Annotated in this window: 22 protein-coding genes and 1 riboswitch; of the genes, 13 read left to right on the top strand and 9 right to left on the bottom strand. The window is 73.0% G+C overall.

Annotated elements, in window-relative coordinates:
* Positions 1 to 59 precede the first annotated feature (59 nt).
* Both nagA and ACZ50K_RS14240 read right to left on the bottom strand, forming a co-directional pair.
* On the bottom strand, positions 60 to 1,211 hold the full coding sequence (gene nagA, locus ACZ50K_RS14245) for an N-acetylglucosamine-6-phosphate deacetylase (RefSeq protein WP_468902117.1): 1,152 nt from the start codon (positions 1,209 to 1,211) through the stop codon (positions 60 to 62).
* Complete coding sequence (locus ACZ50K_RS14240) at positions 1,211 to 2,143, bottom strand: ROK family protein (protein ID WP_468902443.1); 933 nt, start codon at positions 2,141 to 2,143, stop codon at positions 1,211 to 1,213. The genes nagA and ACZ50K_RS14240 overlap by 1 nt, the downstream gene beginning before the upstream one ends.
* 244 nt (positions 2,144 to 2,387) lie before the next feature.
* On the opposite strand from ACZ50K_RS14240, the gene ACZ50K_RS14235 reads away from it, so the two are divergent.
* The 3 genes from ACZ50K_RS14235 (at position 2,388) to otsB (ending at position 4,883) form a co-directional block, all read left to right on the top strand.
* Positions 2,388 to 3,635 (top strand): ABC transporter substrate-binding protein, encoded by a 1,248-nt coding sequence (locus tag ACZ50K_RS14235; protein WP_468902114.1) that lies wholly within the window; start codon positions 2,388 to 2,390, stop codon positions 3,633 to 3,635.
* A 50-nt stretch (positions 3,636 to 3,685) separates the two neighbouring features.
* A complete protein-coding gene (locus ACZ50K_RS14230; protein ID WP_468902111.1) occupies positions 3,686 to 3,940 on the top strand; it encodes a DUF3263 domain-containing protein in 255 nt (84 codons plus the stop codon).
* 79 nt (positions 3,941 to 4,019) lie between these two features.
* Complete coding sequence (gene otsB / locus ACZ50K_RS14225; protein ID WP_468902108.1) at positions 4,020 to 4,883, top strand: trehalose-phosphatase; 864 nt, start codon at positions 4,020 to 4,022, stop codon at positions 4,881 to 4,883.
* On the opposite strand, the gene ACZ50K_RS14220 is transcribed toward otsB, so the two are convergent.
* Together ACZ50K_RS14220 and ACZ50K_RS14215 are read right to left on the bottom strand one after the other, a co-directional pair.
* Positions 4,880 to 6,250, bottom strand: a complete 1,371-nt coding sequence (locus ACZ50K_RS14220; RefSeq protein WP_468902105.1) for an alpha,alpha-trehalose-phosphate synthase (UDP-forming) — start codon at positions 6,248 to 6,250, stop codon at positions 4,880 to 4,882. The genes otsB and ACZ50K_RS14220 overlap by 4 nt on opposite strands.
* Before the next feature lie 102 nt (positions 6,251 to 6,352).
* Positions 6,353 to 7,303: a glucosyl-3-phosphoglycerate synthase gene (locus tag ACZ50K_RS14215; RefSeq protein ID WP_468902102.1), complete on the bottom strand. Its 951-nt coding sequence runs from the start codon at positions 7,301 to 7,303 to the stop codon at positions 6,353 to 6,355.
* A 175-nt stretch (positions 7,304 to 7,478) separates the two neighbouring features.
* Positions 7,479 to 7,631: riboswitch (SAM riboswitch) on the top strand.
* Here ACZ50K_RS14215 and thrC point away from each other — a divergent pair.
* From thrC to ACZ50K_RS14185, 6 genes are all read left to right on the top strand, one after another.
* Positions 7,625 to 8,926 carry a threonine synthase gene (gene thrC, locus ACZ50K_RS14210; RefSeq protein WP_468902099.1) on the top strand — a complete coding sequence of 434 codons (1,302 nt, stop codon included), beginning with the start codon at positions 7,625 to 7,627 and terminating at the stop codon, positions 8,924 to 8,926. Its footprint overlaps the riboswitch before it by 7 nt.
* Before the next feature lie 34 nt (positions 8,927 to 8,960).
* Positions 8,961 to 9,236, top strand: coding sequence for a MoaD/ThiS family protein (locus tag ACZ50K_RS14205; RefSeq protein ID WP_468902096.1), 276 nt, complete (start codon positions 8,961 to 8,963; stop codon positions 9,234 to 9,236).
* Positions 9,237 to 9,680: 444 nt separating this feature from the next.
* Positions 9,681 to 9,884 carry a cold-shock protein gene (locus tag ACZ50K_RS14200; protein ID WP_005315736.1) on the top strand — a complete coding sequence of 68 codons (204 nt, stop codon included), beginning with the start codon at positions 9,681 to 9,683 and terminating at the stop codon, positions 9,882 to 9,884.
* Positions 9,885 to 10,207: 323 nt separating this feature from the next.
* Positions 10,208 to 11,833, top strand: coding sequence for a chaperonin GroEL (gene groL / locus ACZ50K_RS14195; protein ID WP_468902094.1), 1,626 nt, complete (start codon positions 10,208 to 10,210; stop codon positions 11,831 to 11,833).
* Between the two features lie 141 nt (positions 11,834 to 11,974).
* Positions 11,975 to 12,580: a phosphoribosylanthranilate isomerase gene (locus ACZ50K_RS14190; protein WP_468902092.1), complete on the top strand. Its 606-nt coding sequence runs from the start codon at positions 11,975 to 11,977 to the stop codon at positions 12,578 to 12,580.
* A 283-nt stretch (positions 12,581 to 12,863) separates the two neighbouring features.
* Entirely contained in the window at positions 12,864 to 13,235 is a 372-nt protein-coding gene (locus ACZ50K_RS14185) for a hypothetical protein (protein WP_468902090.1), read from the top strand.
* A gap of 47 nt (positions 13,236 to 13,282) precedes the next feature.
* Here ACZ50K_RS14185 and ACZ50K_RS14180 read toward each other — a convergent pair whose 3' ends face one another.
* From ACZ50K_RS14180 to ACZ50K_RS14170, 3 genes are read right to left on the bottom strand one after another with little or no spacing between them, the layout of a single operon-like run.
* Positions 13,283 to 14,791 (bottom strand): PTS transporter subunit EIIC, encoded by a 1,509-nt coding sequence (locus ACZ50K_RS14180; RefSeq protein WP_468902088.1) that lies wholly within the window; start codon positions 14,789 to 14,791, stop codon positions 13,283 to 13,285.
* 49 nt (positions 14,792 to 14,840) lie between these two features.
* Positions 14,841 to 15,776, bottom strand: a complete 936-nt coding sequence (gene murQ / locus ACZ50K_RS14175) for an N-acetylmuramic acid 6-phosphate etherase (RefSeq protein ID WP_468902085.1) — start codon at positions 15,774 to 15,776, stop codon at positions 14,841 to 14,843.
* 10 nt (positions 15,777 to 15,786) lie between these two features.
* Positions 15,787 to 16,776, bottom strand: coding sequence for a MurR/RpiR family transcriptional regulator (locus ACZ50K_RS14170; RefSeq protein WP_468902082.1), 990 nt, complete (start codon positions 16,774 to 16,776; stop codon positions 15,787 to 15,789).
* A gap of 103 nt (positions 16,777 to 16,879) precedes the next feature.
* Between ACZ50K_RS14170 and ACZ50K_RS14165 the strand changes: the two genes are divergently transcribed.
* Positions 16,880 to 17,254 (top strand): hypothetical protein, encoded by a 375-nt coding sequence (locus ACZ50K_RS14165; RefSeq protein ID WP_468902079.1) that lies wholly within the window; start codon positions 16,880 to 16,882, stop codon positions 17,252 to 17,254.
* A 14-nt stretch (positions 17,255 to 17,268) separates the two neighbouring features.
* Entirely contained in the window at positions 17,269 to 17,535 is a 267-nt protein-coding gene (locus tag ACZ50K_RS14160; RefSeq protein ID WP_468902077.1) for a DUF4031 domain-containing protein, read from the top strand.
* A 53-nt stretch (positions 17,536 to 17,588) separates the two neighbouring features.
* On the opposite strand, the gene ACZ50K_RS14155 is transcribed toward ACZ50K_RS14160, so the two are convergent.
* Positions 17,589 to 18,275, bottom strand: a complete 687-nt coding sequence (locus tag ACZ50K_RS14155; RefSeq protein WP_468902075.1) for a copper homeostasis protein CutC — start codon at positions 18,273 to 18,275, stop codon at positions 17,589 to 17,591.
* 160 nt (positions 18,276 to 18,435) lie between these two features.
* Between ACZ50K_RS14155 and ACZ50K_RS14150 the strand changes: the two genes are divergently transcribed.
* Both ACZ50K_RS14150 and ACZ50K_RS14145 read left to right on the top strand, forming a co-directional pair.
* Positions 18,436 to 19,101 carry an HD domain-containing protein gene (locus tag ACZ50K_RS14150; RefSeq protein WP_468902072.1) on the top strand — a complete coding sequence of 222 codons (666 nt, stop codon included), beginning with the start codon at positions 18,436 to 18,438 and terminating at the stop codon, positions 19,099 to 19,101.
* Between the two features lie 152 nt (positions 19,102 to 19,253).
* Positions 19,254 to 20,471, top strand: coding sequence for a Cmx/CmrA family chloramphenicol efflux MFS transporter (locus ACZ50K_RS14145; RefSeq protein WP_468902069.1), 1,218 nt, complete (start codon positions 19,254 to 19,256; stop codon positions 20,469 to 20,471).
* 27 nt (positions 20,472 to 20,498) lie between these two features.
* On the opposite strand, the gene ACZ50K_RS14140 is transcribed toward ACZ50K_RS14145, so the two are convergent.
* Positions 20,499 to 22,637, bottom strand: coding sequence for a HelD family protein (locus ACZ50K_RS14140; protein ID WP_468902066.1), 2,139 nt, complete (start codon positions 22,635 to 22,637; stop codon positions 20,499 to 20,501).
* Between the last annotated feature and the right edge of the window lie 210 nt (positions 22,638 to 22,847).

The following is a 22,847-nucleotide window of genomic DNA, read 5'->3' as shown; positions in this document are numbered from 1 at the left end:
GTGCCGGGGATCATGCCAAACGGACGGCGGTCCGCCCAGACCCCCGGCCGTCCGGAGGGTCAGCCGAGCGGGCTGACGACCCATTCGCCGCGCCGCATGACGCCCTTGAGGTCGTAGGACTCGTCCAGGACGACCAGGTCGGCGTACTTGCCGGGTTCCAGGGAGCCGACCTCGTCGTAGAGGCCGAGGAGCTTGGCCGGGTTCGCGGAGATCGCCTGGACCACGGATTCGACCGGCAGCCGGTCCAGGGTCACGGAGCGTTTGAAGGCGGTGTCCTGGGTGAGGGTGGAGCCGGCGATCGAGCCGCCCTCCACGAGGCGGGCGACGCCCTCCTTGACCTCGACCTCCAGGGGTCCCAGGTGGTAGATGCCGTCGCCGAAGCCGGCCGCGTCCATGGCGTCGGTGATCAGGGCGACCCGGCCGGCGCCCGCGTGGTGGAAGGCGAGTTCCAGCATGGCGGGGTGCAGGTGGGTGCCGTCGTTGATCAGCTCGACGGTGACCCGCTCGTCCTCCAGGAGGGCGGCGATCGGGCCGGGGGCGCGGTGCTCCATGCCGGGCATCGCGTTGTAGAGGTGGGTGGCGACGGTGGCGCCCGCGTCGATGGCCTGGCGGGTCTGCTCGTAGGTGGAGTCGGTGTGCCCGATGGCGGCGATCACCCCGTGCTCGGCGAGCAGGCGTACGGAGTCCAGGCCGCCGGGGAGCTCGGTGGCGAGGGTGAACATCCGGGCGGTGCCGTGGGCGGCGTCGATCAGTTTGCGGACCTCGGCCGGGTCGGGGTGGCGGAGCAGGTCCTCCTTGTGGGCGCCCTTGCGGCAGGGGGAGATGAAGGGGCCCTCGAAGTGGATGCCGGCCAGGTCGCCCTGCTGGACGATCTCGGAGAGCAGTCCGGCGCGGCGGGCGAGTTCGGCGAGGTCGCCGGTGACGGTGGAGGCGACCAGGGTGGTGGTGCCGTGGGCGCGGTGGGTGCGGACCCCCTGGAGGACCTCCTCGGGGGTGCCGGAGGTGAAGGAGGCGCCGCCGCCGCCGTGGTTGTGCATGTCGACGAAGCCGGGGACGATCCAGTGTCCGGACAGGTCGACGAGCCGCGCGTCCTCGGGTGCGGCGCCCGCGATGCGGTCCCCGGCGACGATGACCCGCCCGTTCGCGACGGTCCCGGTGGGCAGCACCACCCTGGCGCCGGAGAGAACGGTGCTGTGTGCGCTTCCGGACATCAGGCAGGTACCTCCGTGGCGAGTAGGTCCCAGGCGAGCAGGCCCGCGCCCAGGCATCCGGCGGTGTCCCCGAGGGCTGCCGGAACGATGTGGGGCAGCCGCTGGAACGTGACGCGTTCCTTGACGGCCGTCCGTAGGGGTGTGAACAAGGTTTCCCCGGCCTCGGCCAGTCCGCCACCGATGATCAGGGTGCGGGGGTCCAGCAGGGTGAGGGCGGTGACCAGGCCGTCGGCGAGTGCGCCGACGGCCTCGTGCCAGACCTCCAGGGCGCGTACGTCGCCGGATTCCACGGCCTTGGCGCAGTCGGCCGCGTCCGCGTCGGGGGAGCCGGAGGCGGCCGCCCAGGCGCGGGTGACGGCGGCGGCGGAGGCGAGGGTCTCCAGGCAGCCGTGCTGGCCGCAGCCGCAGGCGGGGCCGCCGGGGCGGACCACGATGTGGCCGATCTCGCCGGCGTAGCCGTGGGCGCCGGCCTCGATGCGTCCGTCGATGCCGATGGCCCCGGCGATGCCGGTGCCGAGCGGGACGAACAGGAAGCGGTCGGCGCCGCGGCCGGCCCCGATGCGTCCTTCGGCGAGTCCGCCCGTGCGGACGTCGTGGCCGAGGGCGACCGGGATGCCGCCGAGGCGTCTGCTGAGCAGGGCGCGCATCGGTACGTCGCGCCAGCCGAGGTTGGCGGCGTAGACGGCGATGCCGGCTTCGGAGTCGACGATGCCGGGGACGGCGACGCCGGCGGCCGAGGCGGGGTGGCCGAAGCGTTCGGCGCCCAGCGCGTGGAGTTCGGCGGCGAAGTCGAGGATGGACTCGACGACGGCGTCCGGGCCCCGGTCCCGGCCGGTTCTGCGGCGCGCCTCGTGGAGGAGGGAGCCGTCCTCGGCGACGAGGGCGGCCTTCATCCCGGTGCCGCCCACATCGAGGGCGATGACGTGTTTCACGGGTTTCACGGGTGACAGTGTCGCGCGCATGGAGGGGAAAGGTCTAGTCCATTGAGGGGGATTGTTGAGTGGCCATACAAAAGAGGGACTCCGGTCCTTGAGGCGGTGCCTGCAGCGGACTCCCGCAGAGCCGCCCAAGTGGTGTAGACCTATGTGCATCGTACGGACAACCAGGGGTGGAACGAGAGCTGTGCAGCGCCGTAACCGAAAGCCGGCCACGATCGTCGGCGCACTCTGCCTGACCATGACGCTCGCGGGCTCCCTCACGGGCTGCGGCACGCTCGGAGGGAACAACGAGGTGACCCTGCGGGTCGTGGCGGCCGACTACGGGGACAATCCGCAGAACTCCTCGACCGGCTACTGGAAGGACCTCGCCGCCTCCTTCGAGGAGGCCAACCCCGACGTCAAGGTCGAGGTCACCGTCCTGTCCTGGTCGGAGGTCGACGCCAAGGTCGCCGAGATGGTCAAGGAGGGCAAGGCCCCCGACATCGCGCAGATCGGCGCCTACTCCGACTACGCCGCCGCCGGAAAGCTCTACAGCGCCTCCGAACTCCTCTCCGTCCGCACCGAGGCCGACTTCCTGGCCCCGCTCGCCGACGCCGGCACCATCGAGCGCGTCCAGTACGGCCTGCCCTTCGTCGCCAGCACCCGGCTGCTCTTCTACAACCAGCGGCTCTTCGCCGACGCCGGGATCACCGGCGCGGACGGCACCAAGACCTGGCAGCCGAAGACCTGGGACGACCTCGAATCGGCCGCCAGGAAGCTCAAGGCCGCCGGGGTCAAGACCCCCTTCGCCCTGCCCCTGGGCCGCGAGGAGGCCCAGGCCGAGGCCATGATGTGGATGCTCGCGGGCGGCGGCGGCTACACCAACACCGAGGAGCGCTACACCCTCGACTCCCCGGCCAACATCGCCACCTTCGACTGGCTCCGCGACACCCTCCGCGGCCAGGGCCTCACCGGCCCCGTCCCGCCCGCCGAACTCAACCGGCAGGACGCCTTCGACGCCTTCTCCGCGGGCGAGGTCGGCATGCTCAACGGCCACCCCACCCTGATGCGGCAGGCCCAGGACAAGGGCGTGAAGTTCGGCATGGTGCCGCTGCCCACCCGGGACGGCGACGAACACCCCACCATGGGCGTCGCCGACTGGGTCATGGCCTTCAAGAACGGCCACCGCGCCGAGTCCGGCAAGTTCCTCGACCACCTCTACGAGGCCGGGAACGTCACCAAGTTCACCGGCGCCTACGGCCTGCTGCCCGTCACCACCAGCGGCTACCGGGCCATGGAGGAGGGCACCGGAGGCGGCGACCCCCGGCTGCGCACCTTCCTGAAGACCCTGCCCGGCTCCCGCCTCTACCCGGTCAACAAGAAGTCCTGGGCCGCGGTCAGCGAGGACGTCAAGAAGCGCATCGGCACCGTCCTGGACCCGGCCCCCGCCTCCCCGGCCAAGACCCTCGAACTGCTGGCCACCACCGCCAGGGACGGCGACGAGTGACCCCCGGGCCCCGGGCGCCGCTGTCGGAGCCCGGGGCTATGTTGGACGCCATGACGACCCCGGACCCCGACCCAGGACCACCACCGCTCTCCGAGCGCGAGACCGCCGTCCTCGCCTACGAGAGCCGGACCTGGCCCGGACCCGGAGCCAAGGAACGCGCCATACGCGAACACCTCGGCCTCACCCCGGTCCGCTACTACCAGCTGCTCAACGCCCTGATGGACGACCCGCGCGCCCTCACCCACGCCCCGGCCACCGTCCACCGCCTCCGCCGCATCCGCGACACCCACCGCGCCCGCCGCTGACCCCGCCACCGCGCCCTCCGCCGAGAGGTCCCCGCCGGAGCCTGGGCGGCAGGCCCCGGCCGCCGGTAGGGTCGGGGGCATGGGGAGCCATCCGCACGACCTGCCGATGCCCGTCACCGCCGCCGGACGCGAGGGCCTCGAAGCCCTGCTCCGGCAACCCCGCCGGTCCGTGGTCGCCCTCGACTTCGACGGCACCCTCGCCGAGATCGTCCCCGACCCCGACCAGGCCCGCGCCCACCCCGGGGCCCTGCCCGCACTCTCCGCGCTGGCCCCCGAGGTCCGCTCGGTCGCGGTCATCACCGGACGGCCCGCCGGGGTCGCCGTCCGCTACGGCGGCTTCGCCGGCGCCCCCGGACTCGACCACCTCGTCGTCCTCGGCCACTACGGGGCCGAACGCTGGGACGCCGTCAGCGGCATCGTCCACGCCCCCGCCGAACACCCCGGGGTCGCCGCCGTCCGCGCCGAGCTGCCCGGATTCCTCGACTCCATCGGCGCCTGGCAGGGCACCTGGATCGAGGAGAAGGGCCGCGCCCTCGCCGTCCACACCCGCCGCACCGAGGACCCCACCGCCGCCTTCGCCGCCCTCCGCGAACCCCTCTCCGAGCTCGCCCGGCACTACGGGCTGATCGTCGAACCCGGCCGCGCCGTCCTCGAACTCCGGCCCCCCGGCATGGACAAGGGCGTCGCCCTCACCGAATACCTCGCCGAGACCGGCGCCGAGGCCGTGCTCTACGCCGGAGACGACCTCGGGGACCTGGCCGCCTTCGCCGCCGTCGAGAAGCGCCGCGCCGACGGCCTCCCCGGAGTCCTGGTCTGCAGCGGCTCCGCCGAGGTCCCCGAACTCTCCGCCCGCGCCGACCTCACCCTCCCCGGCCCCGCCGCCGTCGCCGCCTTCCTCGCCGCCCTGGCCGCCACCCTCCGCAACGGCGGCGACACCCCCTAAGGGGTGTCCGCCAGGGCGGACAGCTGGGCCGTGAACCAGGCCGACGGCGGCAGCGCCGTGGCCGCCGCGGCCAGCCGCTTGGTGCGGTCCGCACGCTCCGCCGAAGGCATCGACAGCGCCCGGTGCAGGGCCTCCGCCGTCGCCGAGACGTCGTACGGGTTCACCGTCAGCGCGTCCTCGCGCAGCTCCTCGTACGCCCCCGCCCCGGTCGACAGCACCAGCGCACAGCCGGCCTCCGAGACCACCGGGATCTCCTTGGCCACCAGGTTCATGCCGTCCCGCACCGGATTCACCAGGGCCACGTCCGCCATCCGGTAGGCCGCCAGCGAGCGGGCGAAGTCGTCCTGGACCGAGACCAGCACCGGCCGCCAGCCCGCCGTCCCGAACTCCGCGTTGACCTCCTCGGCCAGCTCCCGCACCGACTCCGTGTACGCCCGGTACACCGCCAGGTCCTGCCGCGAGGGGTACGCCGACGCCAGGTGCACCACCCGGCCGCGCCACTCGGGGCGGGTCGCCAGCAGCTCCCGGTAGGCCAGCAGGCCGCGCAGGATGTTCTTCGACAGCTCGGTGCGGTCCACCCGCACGATCGTCCGCAGCCCGGCCGTCTCGGCCCGCAGGGCCGCCAGCCTGCCGTCCACCTCCGGCCGGTGCGCCAGCCCCCGCAGCTCGTCCCCGTCCACCCCGAGCGGATACACCGCCAGCCGGGTCCGCCCGGTTTCCGGGCCCGCGCAGGCCCGGAAGCAGTCCGCCCAGGCGGCCGTGTGGAAGCCCAGCAGGTCCGCCCCCAGCATCCCCGCCAGCAGCTCCGCACGGACGTCCGCCGGCAGCATGTCCAGGAACTCCGGGGACGCCCACGGGGTGTGCGTGAAGTGCGCGATCCGCAGGTCCGGGCGCAGCTCCCGCAGCAGCCCCGGGACCAGGGCCAGGTGGTAGTCCTGCACCAGGACCCGGGCGCCGTCCGCCGCCTCCCCGGCCAGGGCCTCGGCGAAGGCCCGGTTGTAGGCGGTGTAGGAGGCCCAGCGGCGGCGGAAGGCCGCGTCGAAGACCGGCTCGCGCGGGATCTCGTAGAGGTGGTGGTGGGTGAACCAGAGCACCGAGTTCGCGATGCCGTTGTAGGCGTCGTCGTACACCTCCGGGTCGATGTCCAGCATCCGCACGCCGGGCTCGGACACCCCCCGGCGGACCGCCTCCCGGTCCGCGTCCGAGAGCGCCGCGCAGATCCACAGGGCCCCGGGGCTGTCCGCGAGCGCCGCGGACAGCCCGGAGACGAGGCCGCCGCCGCCGCGCCGGGCGGTGAGGCCGCCGTCCTCCCCGAGGGCGTAGGAGAGCGGGCCGCGGTTGGCTGCTACGAGCACCTGAGAAGACATGCGGCACACCTAGCCCGGTCGGGTCCCCCTCAAACCATGGGCCCCGTCACGCCACGCGCCCTGCCCCGCCCCGCCGTGCCGTCCGCCCCGCCGTACGCCCGGTCACGCCACGCGCCGGACCGCGTACTCCTCGATCTCGGCCATCGGCGGCCGCTCCTCGGTGTCCACCGGGTGGGTGTGCGGCAGGAAGCCCTCCGGGCCGCGCTCGAACTGGGTGAGCGCCGGCCGCACCAGATGGCCGCGGGACAGCCGGACCTGCGCGGTGCGGTAGATCGCGGCGGCCATCCGGCCGAGCGCCTGGTCGTCCTGGTGGCGGTGCAGCCGCACCCCGACGTCGACCTGGGCGAGGGCGTCCAGCCCGACCGTGTGCAGGGCGTCCACCAGCAGGCCCAGCTCCACCCCGTAGCCCACCGGGAACGGCAGGCGCTCCAGCAGGGAACGGCGGACCGCGTACTCGCCCCCCAGCGGCTGGACGAAACCCGCCAGCCGCGGCCAGTGCAGGTTGAGCAGCGGGCGGGCCACCAGCTCGGTCACCCGGCCGCCCTGCCCCGGCGTCCCGCTCAGCGGCCGGTCGTACATGGCCTTGACGAACTGGACCTCCGGATCGGTCAGCAGCGGGCCCAGGATCCCGGACACGAACACCGAGGAGAAGTCGCGCAGGTCCGCGTCCACGAAGCAGACCACGTCCCCGGTGGTGGCCAGCAGCGACCGCCACAGCACCTCGCCCTTGCCCGGCACGGCCGGCAGCCGGGGGAGGATCTCGTCCCGGTGCACCACCCGGGCCCCGGCCTTGGCGGCCACCTCGGAGGTCCGGTCGGTGGAACCGGAGTCGACCACCACCAGTTCGTCCACCAGCGGGACGGGCAGCCCGTCGATCAGATCCCGGCGGATCGTCTCCACGATCTCCCCGACCGTGGCCTCCTCGTCCAGGGCCGGCAGCACCACGCTGACCGTGGTCCCGGCCGCCCGTTTCGCGGAGAACAGCTGGTCGAGCGGCCTGTCGCCGGCTGCCTGGGACCGGCGGTCCAGCCAGCGCTCCACCTCTTCCAGCACCTGCGGCACTCCCTGGTTCCGTCCGTTATGTGATCCATCTCGCGGTTCGGACGCCTGTCTCAACCGCCCGGTCCGTCGGTTACAGTCTTGAACAACGCGTAGCTCCTCCGCATGCCGGGGGTGCTCGCCGACAAATGCCCGGGTGCGCCACAGAGCGCGCGGCCCGGCGCCATACCGCTCATCCAGAGGGGCAGAGGGATACGGCCCGTTGAAGCCCCGGCAACCCTCCAGTCGGCTCTCGCGCGATTTCCGCAATCAGCGAGGTCCACCGGCTAGGGAAGGTGCCAAATCCGTCTCGTGGCGAAGTGCGCCACGAGGAAGATGAGGAGAAAGGGCCTCGCCACCATGGCTTCTGCACAGACTCTCGCCACCTCTGTCGATCTCGGACCCGCCGTCGCGCTCTCCTGTCGCGAGTGCGGCACCCGCTTCGACCTCGGTCCCATTTTCGCCTGTAACGAGTGTTTCGGACCGCTCGAAGTGGCGTACGACCTCCCGGTCGGCGACCCCGAGGCCCTCCGCGCCGCCATCGAGGCCGGACCCAACAACATCTGGCGCTACGCCCCGCTGCTGCCCGTCCCCGCCGACGTGGCCGGCAAGCCCAGCCTGAACCCCGGCTTCACCAAGCTGGTGGACGCCGAGAACCTGGCCAAGGAACTCGGCATCACCGGCAAGCTGTACGTCAAGGACGACTCCGGCAACCCGACGCACTCCTTCAAGGACCGCGTCGTCGCCATCGCCGTCGAGGCCGCCCGCGCCTTCGGGTTCACCACCCTCTCCTGCTCCTCCACCGGCAACCTGGCCGGCGCCGTCGGCGCCGCGGCCGCCCGCGCCGGCTTCCGGTCCTGCGTGTTCATCCCGCACGACCTGGAGCAGGGCAAGGTGGTCATGGCCGGTGTCTACGGCGGCGACCTGGTCGGCATCGAGGGCAACTACGACGACGTCAACCGCTTCTGCTCCGAGCTCATCGGCGACCCGCTCGGCGAGGGCTGGGGCTTCGTCAACGTCAACCTGCGCCCGTACTACGGCGAGGGCTCCAAGACCCTGGCGTACGAGATCTGCGAGCAGCTCGGCTGGCGGCTGCCCGACCAGATCGTGATCCCGATCGCCTCCGGCTCCCAGCTCACGAAGATCGACAAGGGTCTTCAGGAGCTCATCAGGCTGGGCCTCGTCGAGGACCGCCCGTACAAGATCTTCGGCGCCCAGGCCGAGGGCTGCTCCCCGGTGTCCACTGCCTTCAAGGCCGGGCACGACGTGGTCCGCCCGCAGAAGCCGAACACCATCGCCAAGTCCCTGGCGATCGGCAACCCGGCCGACGGCCCGTACGTGCTCGACATCGCCCGCCGCACCGGCGGCTTCGTCGAGGACGTGGACGACGCCCAGGTGGTGGAGGCCATCAAGCTGCTCGCCCAGACCGAGGGCATCTTCGCCGAGACCGCGGGCGGCGTGACCGTCGGCGTGACGAAGAAGCTGATCGAGAACGGGCAGCTCGACCCCGCGCTCACCACCGTGGTCCTGAACACCGGCGACGGCCTGAAGACCCTGGAGGCGGTGGCCGCGGACAGCGGGCAGACCGCCACCATCCGCCCGAGCCTGGACGCGTTCCGCGCCGCCGGCCTGGCCTGACCCTCCCCCCGCACCCCGGAAAGGCAGTAGCGCCATGAGCGTCAACGTCCGCATCCCCACCATCCTGCGCACCTACACCGGTGGCCAGGCCGAGGTTCCCGCCGAGGGCGCCACCCTGGCCGAGGTCATCGAGTCCCTGGAGAAGGACCACCCCGGCATCGCCGCGCGCGTCCTGGACGACCAGGGCAAGCTGCGCCGCTTCGTCAACGTGTACGTCAACGACGACGACGTGCGCTTCGAGGGCGGGCTGCAGGCGGCGACCCCGGACGGCGCCGGAGTCTCGATCATCCCCGCCGTCGCCGGCGGCTGACCCGGCCGGACCCGATCCGATGCGACCCGTCGGTAAGTACCGTCGGGTACTTCGGTAGCTGACACGCGCAAACCCAGAATTGCCCCCTCCGGCTAAACGGAGGGGGCAATTCTGCTTGGTTGGGCGCGGTAGAGTTGGGGAAGTCCCCTCCGCTGTTCTTGCCCGCCGCATATGGCCGGGCCTTCCCATGGTCGACATCGGGCCAATGTGTGCGTGTGATATGGGGCATTGATACGTTTCGCCGGGTCCAAGTTGCCCTGGGCTATGCCAAATTTTCACTATATTTCAATGTATTCGCATGTCCAGATTTCTCGTCGGAATGACCTGTTGCAGACAGCTCCGGTCCGGATACATTCAGCCGCGGTCGACGCGTTCCGACGCAAGTTCTGACCCGGGACCGCGAAGTGCGGTCCTGCGCAAGGGCCAGTAATAGGGGAGTTAGGCATGGCTCAGGGCACCGTCAAGTGGTTCAACGCGGAGAAGGGCTACGGCTTCATCGCGGTCGACGGTGGTGCGGATGTGTTCGTCCACTACAGCGCCATCCAGATGGACGGGTACCGCACCCTTGAAGAGGGTCAGCGGGTCGAGTTCGAGATCTCGCAGGGCCAGAAGGGTCCGCAGGCGGACATGGTCAAACTCGCTGTCTGACCAGGACGTCGACCACCGGCACACGTGAAACGCGAGGGGCCCGCATCCCGGACCGGGGATGCGGGCCCCTCGCGTGTGCCCGGCGGGGGCCCTTGCGGCGCCCGGGTCGTGTCCGCGGGTTGTCCACAGTCGCTTGCACTCGTGGGGGTCGAGTGCTAATCATTGGCGTTAGCACTCTCCGGGTGAGAGTGCTACATAGACGAGGACCGGGTCGGTGAGGCCCGCAGTGCCCGGCGGGAAGGAACCGCCGGGTGCGCAGGCCGTCCGTCGCGGGCGCCCACACGGTCCGGAGCAATCCACCCCGTCCGGGAGGACCACTTCACATGGCCAAGATCATCGCGTTCGACGAGGAGGCCCGGCGCGGCCTGGAGCGCGGCATGAACCAGCTCGCCGACGCCGTCAAGGTCACCCTTGGCCCCAAGGGTCGCAACGTCGTCCTTGAGAAGAAGTGGGGCGCCCCCACGATCACCAACGATGGTGTGTCCATCGCCAAGGAGATCGAGCTGGAGGACCCGTACGAGAAGATCGGCGCCGAGCTGGTCAAGGAAGTCGCCAAGAAGACGGACGACGTCGCCGGTGACGGTACGACCACCGCGACCGTCCTCGCCCAGGCGCTCGTCCGCGAGGGCCTCCGCAACGTCGCCGCCGGCGCCAACCCGATGGCCCTCAAGCGCGGCATCGAGAAGGCCGTCGAGGCCGTCTCCGGCGCCCTGCTGGAGCAGGCGAAGGATGTCGAGACCAAGGAGCAGATCGCTTCCACGGCCTCCATCTCCGCCGCCGACACCCAGATCGGCGAGCTCATCGCCGAGGCCATGGACAAGGTCGGCAAGGAAGGCGTCATCACGGTCGAGGAGTCGCAGACCTTCGGCCTGGAGCTTGAGCTCACCGAGGGCATGCGCTTCGACAAGGGCTACATCTCGGCGTACTTCGCCACCGACATGGAGCGTATGGAGGCGTCGCTCGACGACCCGTACATCCTCATCGTCAACTCCAAGGTCAGCAACGTGAAGGACCTCCTTCCGCTGCTGGAGAAGGTCATGCAGTCCGGCAAGCCGCTGCTGATCATCGCCGAGGACGTCGAGGGCGAGGCGCTCTCCACCCTGGTCGTCAACAAGATCCGCGGCACCTTCAAGTCCGTCGCGGTCAAGGCTCCGGGCTTCGGCGACCGCCGCAAGGCCATGCTGGGCGACATCGCCATCCTCACCGGCGGCACGGTCATCTCCGAGGAGGTCGGCCTCAAGCTGGAGAACGCCGGTCTCGACCTGCTGGGCCGCGCCCGCAAGGTCGTCATCACCAAGGACGAGACCACCATCGTCGACGGCTCCGGCGACAGCGACCAGGTCCAGGGCCGCGTCAACCAGATCCGCGCCGAGATCGAGAACTCGGACAGCGACTACGACCGCGAGAAGCTGCAGGAGCGCCTGGCGAAGCTCGCCGGCGGTGTCGCGGTGATCAAGGCCGGTGCCGCCACCGAGGTCGAGCTCAAGGAGCGCAAGCACCGCATCGAGGACGCCGTTCGCAACGCGAAGGCGGCCGTCGAGGAGGGCATCGTCGCCGGCGGTGGCGTGGCCCTCATCCAGGCCGGCCACGTCTTCGAGAAGCTTGAGGCCGACCTGGTCGGCGACGAGGCCACCGGTGCCGCGATCGTGAAGCTGGCCCTGGAGGCCCCGCTGAAGCAGATCGCCGTCAACGCCGGCCTCGAAGGCGGCGTCGTCGCGGAGAAGGTCCGCAACCTGCCGACCGGTCACGGCCTGAACGCCGCGACCAACGAGTACGTGGACCTCATCGCCGAGGGCATCATCGACCCGGCGAAGGTGACGCGTTCCGCGCTGCAGAACGCCGCGTCGATCGCCGCGCTGTTCCTCACCACCGAGGCCGTCATCGCCGACAAGCCGGAGAAGGCCGCCGCCGCTCCTGGTGGCATGCCGGGCGGTGACATGGACTTCTGATCCCCCGCGGATCGGTCGCTCCACAGCTGTACGCAGAGGGCGGTACCCCCACGACGGGGGTACCGCCCTCGGGCGTTCCCGACCTGACCGAATGCCGGGCGGGGACGCGGCCGCCGGGCCCGGGACTGGTTGACTGGCCGCATGACTGATGTGTTCGTCAAGATCTGCGGACTGAGGACCGGGCCGGACGTGACCGCGGCGGTGGAGGCCGGGGCCGACGCCATCGGGTTCGTGTTCGCGCCCGGCAGCCCGCGGACCGTCGACACCGCCACCGCACGCCGACTGGCCGCCCTCGTCCCCGACCGGGTGCTCACCGTGGGCGTGTTCCGCGGACAGCCCGTCGAGGAGGTCCGCCGGCTCGCCGGGGAGAGCGGGGTGCGCGGGGTCCAACTGCACGGCGAGGAGCCCGCCGAGGACTTCGCCGCCCTCCGCGCCCCCGGCCGCACCCTGCTGCGGGCCACCGCCGAGCCGGTCCGCCGGTGCGGGGAGTACGGCGAGGACCTGCTGCTCCTCGACGCCCCCGACCCCGGCTCCGGCAAGCCGTGGAACTGGGGGGCCGACACCTTCACCGCCCCCGAGGGACGCTGGCTGCTGGCCGGCGGACTCGCCCCCGGCAACGTCGCCGAGGCCCTCGCCGCCACCGGGGCCTGGGGGGTGGACGTCTCCAGCGGGGTGGAGAGCGCCCGCGGGGTGAAGTCCCCCGCCCTGATCCGCGCCTTCATCGAGGCCGCCCGCGCCCGAGGCTGAGCCCCGTACGCGGCGCCCCGTACGCGGGCCTTCGGGCCCGGCGGGCGCGGACCAAGGTCCCTGTCCCCGGGGCTTCCGCCCCGGCCAGACTCGCCCCGTGGACTCCGTCGGGTTCCGGGAGCTGGCGGCCGGCGGCATCGGCGCCCGCTCCCGCGAACCCCTCCCGGCGGCGCGGGGACAGCTGCGTGCACCCCCTGATCGTGGGACGCTGAGACGAGCGGCCCCGGGGCCGCGGACCGTCGATCTACGCTCGCCCGCATGGGCCACAGAGAGGGGACCCGTGATGACCGCAGCCATGGTCGAGCCCGGCCGGGGAGCCGAGGGCCGTGCGTGGGACTACCTGCTGCAGAGCTGGCGTGAGCTGGACGTGCCGGAGGGCTGGCGCGCCGAGATCGACGGAGGACAGATCCACTCGGCACCACCGCCCCACCGATACCACAACGCCATCGCTGCCAGGCTTCAGCGGGCCCTATACGGGGTGCTACCACCCGAATGGGAGGTCTACCAGACGCTCGGTATCCACATCGCGGCCCTGGACAAGCTCTACGTGGAGGACGGGGTCTTCAAGGACGCCCACCGGGTGCCGTTCGGCGGGGAGCTGGAGCTGCCCGAGCCGTTCGAGGTGACCGTGGACACCGGGGTCTTTGCCCGCTGAACGGCCGTCGGCCCCGACGCGCGGTGGGCGCGTCGGGGCCGGGGCGGTCAGTGGGTGAGGGCCGGGGCGGGGGACGGGTCGGCGGCCGGGGTGGCGGTGGCGGGTTCCGGGTCGGTGTTCAGGTCTTCGAGCATCTGCCGGGTGAAGCCGAAGAAGTAGGTGGCCGCGAAGCCGACCAGGTAGCCGGTCAGCAGCCCGCCCGCGTAGACGGCGATGCTGGTGCCCATTCCGGAGGTGCCGTCGAGCAGCGGGAACAGGGCCCAGCCGGAGGGGCCGATGGCGGTGGAGCCGAAGGCGGAGCCCAGCTGGTTGAACAGGCCCACGAAGGCGCCGCCGGCCGCGCCGCCCGCGCAGGCGGTGACGAAGGGGCGGCCCAGCGGCAGCGACACCCCGTAGATGAGGGGTTCGCCGACCCCCAGGAAGCCCGCCGGGAGCGCCGACTTGATGGTGTTCCGGAGGGAGCCGTTGCGGGGGAGCCGGAGGTAGACGGCGGCCGCCGCACCGACCTGGCCGGCGCCGGCCATCGCCAGGATGGGCAGCAGGACGGTGTAGCCGGACTGCTCGATCAGGGTGGTGTGGATGGGGATCAGGGCCTGGTGCAGGCCCAGCATCACCAGGGGCAGGAACAGTCCGCCGAGGACCAGTCCGGCGAAGGCGCCGCCGCTGGCCAGCAGCCAGTTGGCGAAGCTGCCGATGGCCTGCGAGACCTCGCCGGCCAGGAACATCAGGCCGAAGAGGGTGACCAGCCCGGACAGCAGGACGGTGAGGGTGGGGGTGACCAGGACGTCCAGGGCCTCGGGGACCCAGCGGCGGCACCACTTCTCCACGTACACGGCGAGGACGGCCGCGCCGAGCGCGCCGAGCACCCCGCCCTGGCCGGGGGAGAGGGCCATGCCGAAGGCGGTGACCTTCGCGACCCCGGGGAAGACGATGATGGCGGCGACCGCGCCGCCCAGGACCGGGGTGCCGCCGAATTCCTTGGCGGTGTTGTAGCCCACGAACACCGCGATCAGGGACATGAACCCGGAGGCGATGGCGGCCAGGGCCGGGACCACGGCCGGCAGCCAGCCCAGGTTGGTCAGCAGCCCGTTGAGCCCGGCGATGATCCCGCAGCCGATCAGGGCGGGGATCAGCGGGACGAAGATGTTCGCGATCCGGCGCAGCAGCAGTTTGAACGGGGTGGCGTTGCGTTCCTTCTGGGCCGCCTTGAGCGCGGCGCCCTGGGCGGCGAGCGCGTCGGCGGACACCGGGCCGCCGGTGCCCGGGGCGGCCGGGGCGGGGTCGGGGGTGGTGGCGCGTTCCTCGGCGACCAGCGCCTCGAACTCGGGGGTGATCCGGGCGACGGCGCCCGGGCCCAGCACGATCTGGTACGTGTCGTCCTCGACCACGCCCAGTACGGCGGGGAGTGCCTTGAGGGCCTCGTCCTGGACCAGGCTCCGGTCGCGCAGGCCGATCCGCAGCCGGGTCATGCAGTGGGCGATGGAGGTGATGTTGTGCGGGCCGCCGACGAGAGGAAGGATCGCGGCGGCGGTGGCGCGGTTCTTGTCTGTAGCCATGGATGTGCCTTGCCTTGCGTGCGTATGGGGGTTGCGACGGGGAAAGGGGTCAGCCGGTGGTGCGGGCGGCGCGGGCCAGGGCCGCGCGGAGGTGGCCGCCGGATTCGGTCAGCAGGGTGGCGGCGGCCGGGCCGTCCACTCCGCCGAGGACGACCAGGATGGCGTCCTTGACCTCGCCGCCGGTGGCGGTGAGCGCCGCCTCGATCTCCTCGTCCGGGGCGCCGGTGGCCAGCGAGACGATGCGGCGGGAGCGGGCGCGCAGCTTCTCGTTGGAGGCGCGGACGTCGACCATCAGGTTCCCGTAGGTCTTGCCCAGACGGATCATGGTGATGGTCGAGATCATGTTGAGCACCAGCTTCTGGGCGGTGCCTGCCTTCAACCGGGTGGATCCGGTGAGGAGTTCGGGGCCCACGACCACCTCGATGCCGTGCTCGGCGGCCGCGGCCAGCGCGGAGCCGGCGTTGCAGGAGAGTCCGACGGTGAGGGCGCCCCGGGCGCGGGCGGACTCGACGGCCCCGATCGCGTACGGGGTGCGGCCGGAGGCGGAGATCCCGACGACGGTGTCGAGTTCGCCCACCGCGAGCGCTTCGAGGTCGGCGGCCGCGAGTTCCTTGGAGTCCTCGGCGCCCTCGACCGCCTTGACCATGGCGGAGGGGCCGCCCGCGATCAGTCCGAGGACCTCGGAGGGGTCGGTGTTGAAGGTGGGCGGGCACTCGCTGGCGTCGAGGACCCCGAGCCGGCCGGCCGTGCCGGCGCCCGCGTAGACCAGTCGGCCGCCACGGGCCATCCGCTCGGCGATCGCGTCCACGGCGGCCGCGATCCGGGGCAGTTCGGCGGCCACGGCGGCCGGGACGGTGGCGTCTTCGGCGTTCATGGTGCGGGCGATGTCCAGGGTGGACTGCCGGTCGATCTCGGCGAGTTCGGGGCGGAAGGCCTCGGTGGTGAGGGTGTCGAGCTGGGCGCGGAGCTCGGCGTACGCGGTCATGGCGGGTCTCCTAGCGAGCGGTGCGAGTGGTGCTGGTGGTGCTGGTGGAGCGGGTGGTGCTGGTGCGGGGGGTGGTGAGGGGTGCGGGGGCAGTGGCCTTGTGGCGGGAGGTGAGCGCCTCGTACGAGGCGGCCAGCGCGGGCGCCGCGGTGCTGTGGGTCTGCTGTGCGATGCCGACGAACAGGCAGTCCACGACGAGCAGTTGACTGGTCCGGCTGGACATCGCGGCGGGCCGCAGCTCGGTCTCCCGGGCGACGGAGGTGGCCAGCACCAGATCGGCGTGGTGGGTGACCGGTGCCCCGGGCCGGCCGGTGATCGCGACGGTGGTGGCGCCGCGCTCGAAGGCGATGCGGAACGGGTCGGTCACGTCCTGGGTGGTGCCGGAGTGGGTGATGGCGACGGCCGCGTCGCCGGGGCGCAGCAGTACGGCGTTGGTGACGGCCAGGTGGGCGTCGCCGGGCGCGTGGGCGATCAGGCCGATCCGGAGCAGCTTCTGGGCCAGGTCCTGGGCGACCAGGTGCGAGGCGCCGACCCCGTAGACGTCGATCCGGCGGGCGGTGGCCAGGGCGGCCACGGCGGCGCCGAGGTGGGCGTGGTCCAGGCCGGCGGCGGTGTCGGCGAGGGTCTGGCGTTCCTCGGCGGCCAGTTTGGCGACCACCTCGGATATCGGGTCGTCCACGGTGATGTCGGCGGTGACCGAGGGGGCGGCGCCGGTCTCCTGCTGGGCGGCGAGCGCGGCGAGGGCGAGCCGGAGGTCCCGATAGCCGGGGTAGCCGAGGAGGCGGGCGGTGCGGACCACGGTGGCCTCGCTGGTGCCGGTGCGTTCGGCGAGTCCGGTGACGGTCAGCCGTGCGCAGCCGGCCGGGTCGTCGGCGACGGCCTCGGCGACGGCCTGGACGGACCGGGTCATCGAGCCGCCCAGGCCGCGGACCCGGGCGCGCAGGGTGCCGGGGGCCGGGGCCGCCGGAGGGGTGGAAGTTTCTTTCTGGTGGCTGCTCACGCTCTGAAAGATATTTTCAGAGGGGTGTCGGGTCAAGGAGCCGTCGGACCCCGTTCCCGGGGGACCTTCGACCGGACGGGGGGTGCGGGGCCACAATGGCCCCATGGACCACGCGACCCCACTGGAACAGGCGCTGCACGCCGCACGCGCCCTGGTACTCGCCGATCTCGTCGCGGGCGAGGTCGCCGAGGCCGATGTCGTCTCCCTGGTCGAGGACGCGGTCGTGCACCGGCGCTGGTGGGTGGAACAGTGGCCGGAGGGCGTGAACTACCTCGCCGGGCTGGTCGCCCAGGACGTGCAGGACGCGCTGCTGGAGAAGTACGGCCGCTGGCCGCTGTGCCCGGTCTGCTCGCACGGTGATCCGCACGCGCTGGACGTGGAACCGGAGCTGGGACCGGACCCGCACTGGGTGTGCGGGAAGGCGGGCGTGAAGGTGGCGGCGGTCGGGGCCCTCGCCCCCGTGTTCGGCGACCGGTGACGGGCGACGGACCCTTGACCCTCTACATCGACCCGCCGACCTGGCCCGGTCATGGCCGGATGTGGTCCCACCTGGTCAGCGACGTCTCGTTCGAGGAGCTGCACGCGTTCGCGGCGGGCATCGGATGCCCGCCGCGGGCGTTCGAGCGGGACCACTACGACGTGCCGGCGTTCCGCTACGCGGACGCGGTCGCGGCGGGCGCCGTGCAGGTGGGCAGCAAGGAACTGCTCCGCCGCCTCACGGCCGCGGGCCTCCGCCGCCCCAAGCACAGGCCGGCCTGAGCGGGGCGCCGGTCCGCCGCGCCCCGCGCCCGCGCCCCCGTCGTGCGTACGGCCTAGTCGAGGGCCGTGCGCCAGGCTTCGACCGCGGGGGCGCTGACCGGGTGGTCCCAGCCGTCCGGGCGGGCCGCGCCGCCGATGTGGAAGGCGTCGATGCCGGCCGCGCGCAGCGCCGGCAGGTGCCCGAGGTTCAGGCCGCCGCCGACCAGGATCTGCGGGCCGTAGCCCGGCTCGCCCTGCCGGGCCGCCTCGGCGACCAGCACCGGCAGCCCGGTGTCCACGCCCTCGGCGGAGCCGGCCGTCAGATAGGTGTCCAGGCCGGGCAGGTCGGCCAGGGCCTTGCGCAGCTGGTCGCGGTCGGCGGCCCGGTCGATGGCCCGGTGGAAGGTCCAGCGGCAGCCGGACAGCTCGGCGACGACCGCCTCCACGGCGGTGAGGTCCGGGTTGCCGTGCTCGTCGAGGAAGCCGAGGACGAACTCCTCGGCGCCCTCCGCGCGCAGTGCCCGGGCCTCGGCGAGGAGACCGGACAGGTCCCCGGCGGCGAAGCCGTCCGCCGTGCGGAGCATGACGCGCAGCGGGATGTCCACGGCGGCGCGGATCGCGGCGAAGGTCTCCCGCGGCGGGGTCAGCCCGTCCGCGGCCATGTCGGTGACCAGTTCCAGGCGGTCCGCCCCACCGGCCTGGGCGGCGGCCGCGTCCTCGGCGTTGAGGGCGATCACCTCCAGGACTGCACGGTTGCTCATGTGATCCCATCCTTCGGAAATCTGTCGGTTCGGTCGGTATGGAAAATAGGTCTAGTCCAATCTCAAGGGTACGGGTCCCGGGGAGCGGTCCACCAGCACAATCACGCCACCCGCACATCCGCCCCGCATCCACCGCACACCCGCACAGCACAATGACCGCATGGACACCCACATCGCGCAGCTCCGGGAGCGGCTGACGGACGCCTGGGCGGACACCGCCCGCGCGGCCGGGGCCCGGCGCGACCCCGCCCCCTACGCCACCCGCCTGCTGGCCGCCTGGGCGGAACCGCAGCGCCGGTACCACACCACCGCACACCTCGACGCGGTCCTCCGGCACGTCGACACCCTGGCCGCGCACGCCGCCGACCCGGACGCGGTCCGGCTCGCCGCCTGGTTCCACGACGCCGTCTACCGGCCCGACCGCTCCGAGAACGAGGAGCGCAGTGCCGCCCTCGCCGAGCGGGCGCTGCCCGAGCTCGGCCTCGACACGGCCCGTACCGCCGAGGTCGCCCGGCTGGTCCGGCTCACCGTCAGCCACGACCCCGCCCCGGGGGACACCAACGGCGAGGTGCTGTGCGACGCCGACCTGGCCGTACTGGCCGGAGAGGTCGACGCCTACGCGGGGTACGTCGCGGCCGTCCGCGAGGAGTACTCCTTCGTCCCGGAGGAGGCCTTCCGCACCGGCCGGGCCGCCGTGCTCCGCCAGCTGCTGGACCTGCCCCGGCTGTTCCGCACCCCGCACGGCACCGCCCACTGGGAGAGCCGGGCCCGCCGCAACCTGGCCGCCGAACTGGCCACCCTGACGGAGGCCCCCGCGGACCACTGACCGGGGCGGCCCGGCAGGCCCGCGGGTCCCCCGGGTCTCCGCGGCCCCCGCGGGCTCCGCGGTCTGTGGCCGGGGCCACGGCGATGCCGGGAATGTCCGGGCGGGCGGGGCGGTTGACGCTGTTCATGCCCGCCGTAGCCGAACGTACCCGTATGCCCGTGGCCGTCTACATCCTCGGCCTGTCCGTCTTCGCGCTCGGCACGAGCGAGTTCATGCTCTCCGGACTGCTGCCGCCCATCGCCGAGGACATGGGCGTCACCATCCCCCAGGCCGGCCTGCTGATATCCGCCTTCGCCATCGGCATGGTCGTCGGCGCCCCGCTGCTGGCCGTGGCCACCCTGCGACTGCCCCGCCGCACCACCCTGATCGCCCTGATCACCCTGTTCGGCCTCGGACAGATCGCCGGCGCCCTCGCCCCCAGCTACGAGCTGCTCTTCGTCTCCCGGGTGGTGGCCGCCCTGGCCTGCGCCGGATTCTGGGCGGTCGGCGCGGCCGTGGCCATCGCCATGGTCCCGGCCGACTCCCGGGCCCGCGCCATGGCCGTGATGATCGGCGGGCTGTCGATCGCCAACGTGCTCGGGGTGCCGCTCGGCGCCTTCCTCGGCGAGCACCTCGGCTGGCGGTCCGCGTTCTGGGCGGTCGCGGCGGCCTCCGCCGTCGCCCTGGCCGGCATCCTGGCCCGGGTCCCGCGCATCCCGCTGCCCACCGAACGCCCCCGGCTCGGCCGGGAACTGCGGATCTACCGCGACAAGCAGGTCTGGCTGTCCATCGGCATCACCGCGCTCGCCGCCGGCGGCGTCTTCTGCGCCTTCAGCTACCTCGCCCCGCTGCTCACCGACGTCGCCGGACTGGACTCCGGCTGGGTGCCGTGGGTGCTGGGCCTCTTCGGGATCGGCGCGCTGGTCGGCACCACCATCGGCGGCCGGGTCGCCGACGCCCACCTGTTCGGCGTGATGATCTGGGGCATCGTCGGCTCCACCGTCTTCCTGACCGCCCTGGCGCTGCTGGCCTCCACGGCCGCCGCCGCGGTCGGCCTGTCCTTCCTGCTCGGCGTCTCCGCGTTCTTCACCGCCCCCGCGCTCAACGCCCGCATGTTCAACGTGGCGGGCGCCGCCCCGACCCTGGCCGGGGCGACCACCACCGCCGCGTTCAACCTGGGCAACACCGGCGGCCCCTGGCTCGGCGGCGCCGTGATCGACGCCGGACGGGGCTTCGCCGCCACCGCCTGGGCGGGCGCGGCGATGACCGTCACCGCGATCGTCCTCGCCGTGATCGCCCTCCGCCTGGACCGCCGCACCCGCGTCCCCTCCCGCCTGGTCACCTCCTCGGCCCCCCACCCGGCCACCACCCCCGCGGACGCCGTCTCCTGAACCCCCGCCGCCCGCCGCCCGCCCCGCTCAGCCGGCCAGGACGGCCGGGAGGGGGGCGGTGTGGAGGGCGGTGAGCCCGGAGACCGCGCGGGTGAGGCAGACGTAGAGGCGGCGGAGACCGGTGCGCTCGTCCGGTTCGCCCGAGACGATGGCCGCCGGCTCGTCCAGGACCACGTAGTCGTACTCCAGGCCCTTGGCCAGCGAGGCCGGGACCAGGGTCAGCCGGGACTCGGCGGTGGTCTCCTCGCCCGGGGACAGGTACGGCAGCCCGGCCGCGAGCAGCGCCTCGCCCAGCTCGGGGATCCGGGCGTCGGCGGCGATCAGCCCGATCGAGCCCTCGTGCCGCAGCGCGTCCCGGCAGGCGTCGAGCACGGCCCCGGTCGCGCCCGATCCGGCGGCCGGGTCCTCCGGCACCTCCCGGACCAGCAGGGAGCCCGGGGTCTCGCGGACGGAGGACACCGGGGCCAGGCCCGGTGAGATCGCCGGCAGCAGCCGGGAGGCGTACGCGATGACCTCGCGCGGCACCCGGAACCCGGCCGTCAGCTCCTCCACCGCGGCCTCCGGCTTCCCCAGGTGCCCCAGAGCCTCCGACCAGCTGCGGGTGGCCCACGGGGTGGTGCCCTGGGCCAGGTCGCCGAGGACGGTGGCCGAGCCGGTGGTGCACCGGCGGCCCACCGCCCGGTACTGCATCGGGGACAGGTCCTGGGCCTCGTCGAGGACCACATGGCCCAGCGAAGGGGTGCGCTCCACCAGGTCGGCGGCCTCGTCGATCAGCACCAGGTCGGCCGCGGACCACTTCGCGGCCTTCACGCTCCGGTACGGCTTCGGCCACAGCAGCAGCTTCTGCTCCTCGGCGCTCAGCACCCCCTCCGCGTGCTCGGCCAGGAACTCGGGGTCGGCCAGCAGCCGCAGCACCAGCTTCGCGGGGTCCACCGCCGGCCAGACCGCCTTCACCGCGGCCTTCACCGCCGTGTTGCGGGCCACCGCGTCCTGCACCCGGTCGTCGGGCGCCTCGCCCGCCTGCTCCATCCGTACCAGCACGGCGTGCGCGATCCGCTGCGGGAGCGCGTCCCGGGCGGCGCCGTAGCGGATGTCCCGCTCCAGCAGCTCGCCCACGATCTCCGCCAGCTCGTACGCCGGGACCCGCCAGCGGCGGGAGCCGCGCACCACCATCAGCGGCTCGGCCGGCTCGGTGACGTGCGAGCGGACGGCCCGGCGCAGCACCTCGGCCATCCGGGCGTCGCCCTTGACCACGGCGGTCGCGGCCCCGTCCACGGCCCGTACCGGGGCGTCGGCGCGGGCCACCAGGTCGTCCACCGTGGCCTGCTTGACCTCCAGCTCGCCCAGCGCCGGCAGCACCTGCTCGATGTAGTGCAGGAACGACCGGTTCGGGCCGATGACCAGGGTCCCGGTCCGGGCCAGCCGGTCCCGGTGCGCGTACAGCAGGTACGCCACCCGGTGCAGGCCCACGGCGGTCTTCCCGGTGCCGGGCCCGCCCTGCACGCAGACGGAACCGCCCAGCCCGGAGCGGACGATCTCGTCCTGTTCGGGCTGGATGGTCGCCACGATGTCCCGCATGGGGCCCACGCGGGGCCGCTCGATCTCCTGCTGGAGCAGCTTGCTGACGCCGGCGCTCTCGGCCGGGTCGGAGAGGTGCTCGTCCTCGTACGCGGTGAGTTCCCCGCCGGTGTAGCCGAAGCGGCGGCGCAGCGAGACGTCCTGCGGGTCGGCCTTGGACGCCCGGTAGAAGGGCTGGGAGACCGGCGCCCGCCAGTCGATCACCATGGGGTCGCCGTCCGCGTCGTGGACATGGCGGCGGCCGATGTAGAACTGCTCGCCCTCGGCGCCCTCGGCGAGGTCCGCGCCGGGCGCGTGCAGGTAGTCGAGGCGGCCGAAGAACAGCGGGGTGTGCGAGAGGTCGGCCAGGGCCTTGATGCGGTCGTCGATCTGGGCCTGGAGGACGATCGCGTTGACCCAGTTCGCGGTGACGTCGCGGATGTCGAGGGACTCGACGTCCTCGCGCATGGCGCGGAGCGCGGCGCGGGAGGAGGCCAGATGGGCCCGCTCGCGGCCGAGCGGACCGCCGGGACCGCCGCTGTCGGCCGGGCTGCCGGGCGTGCTGTCGGCCTGGCTGCCGGGCGTGGTGTCGGGGACGTGCGTGGGCACGGGGACTGCCTCCTGCTCGTGGACCGGAAACGGGATCCGTCCGGTTCCGACCGGACGGTGGCACTCCCCGGTGGAGACGGCGGAGGCGGCAAGAGCGGGAATTGTAGTCACCCGCGCCCGGCCGCGGCGAACGGTTTCCCTCCGCACCGGGGCCCGCCCGGACCCGCCCGGTCCCGCCCGGTCCCGCCCGGGCCCCACACCGGGGTCCCC

Source organism: Streptomyces sp. NPDC033845 (genome assembly GCF_055576225.1).
This window is presented reverse-complemented; position numbering and strand designations above follow the sequence as displayed.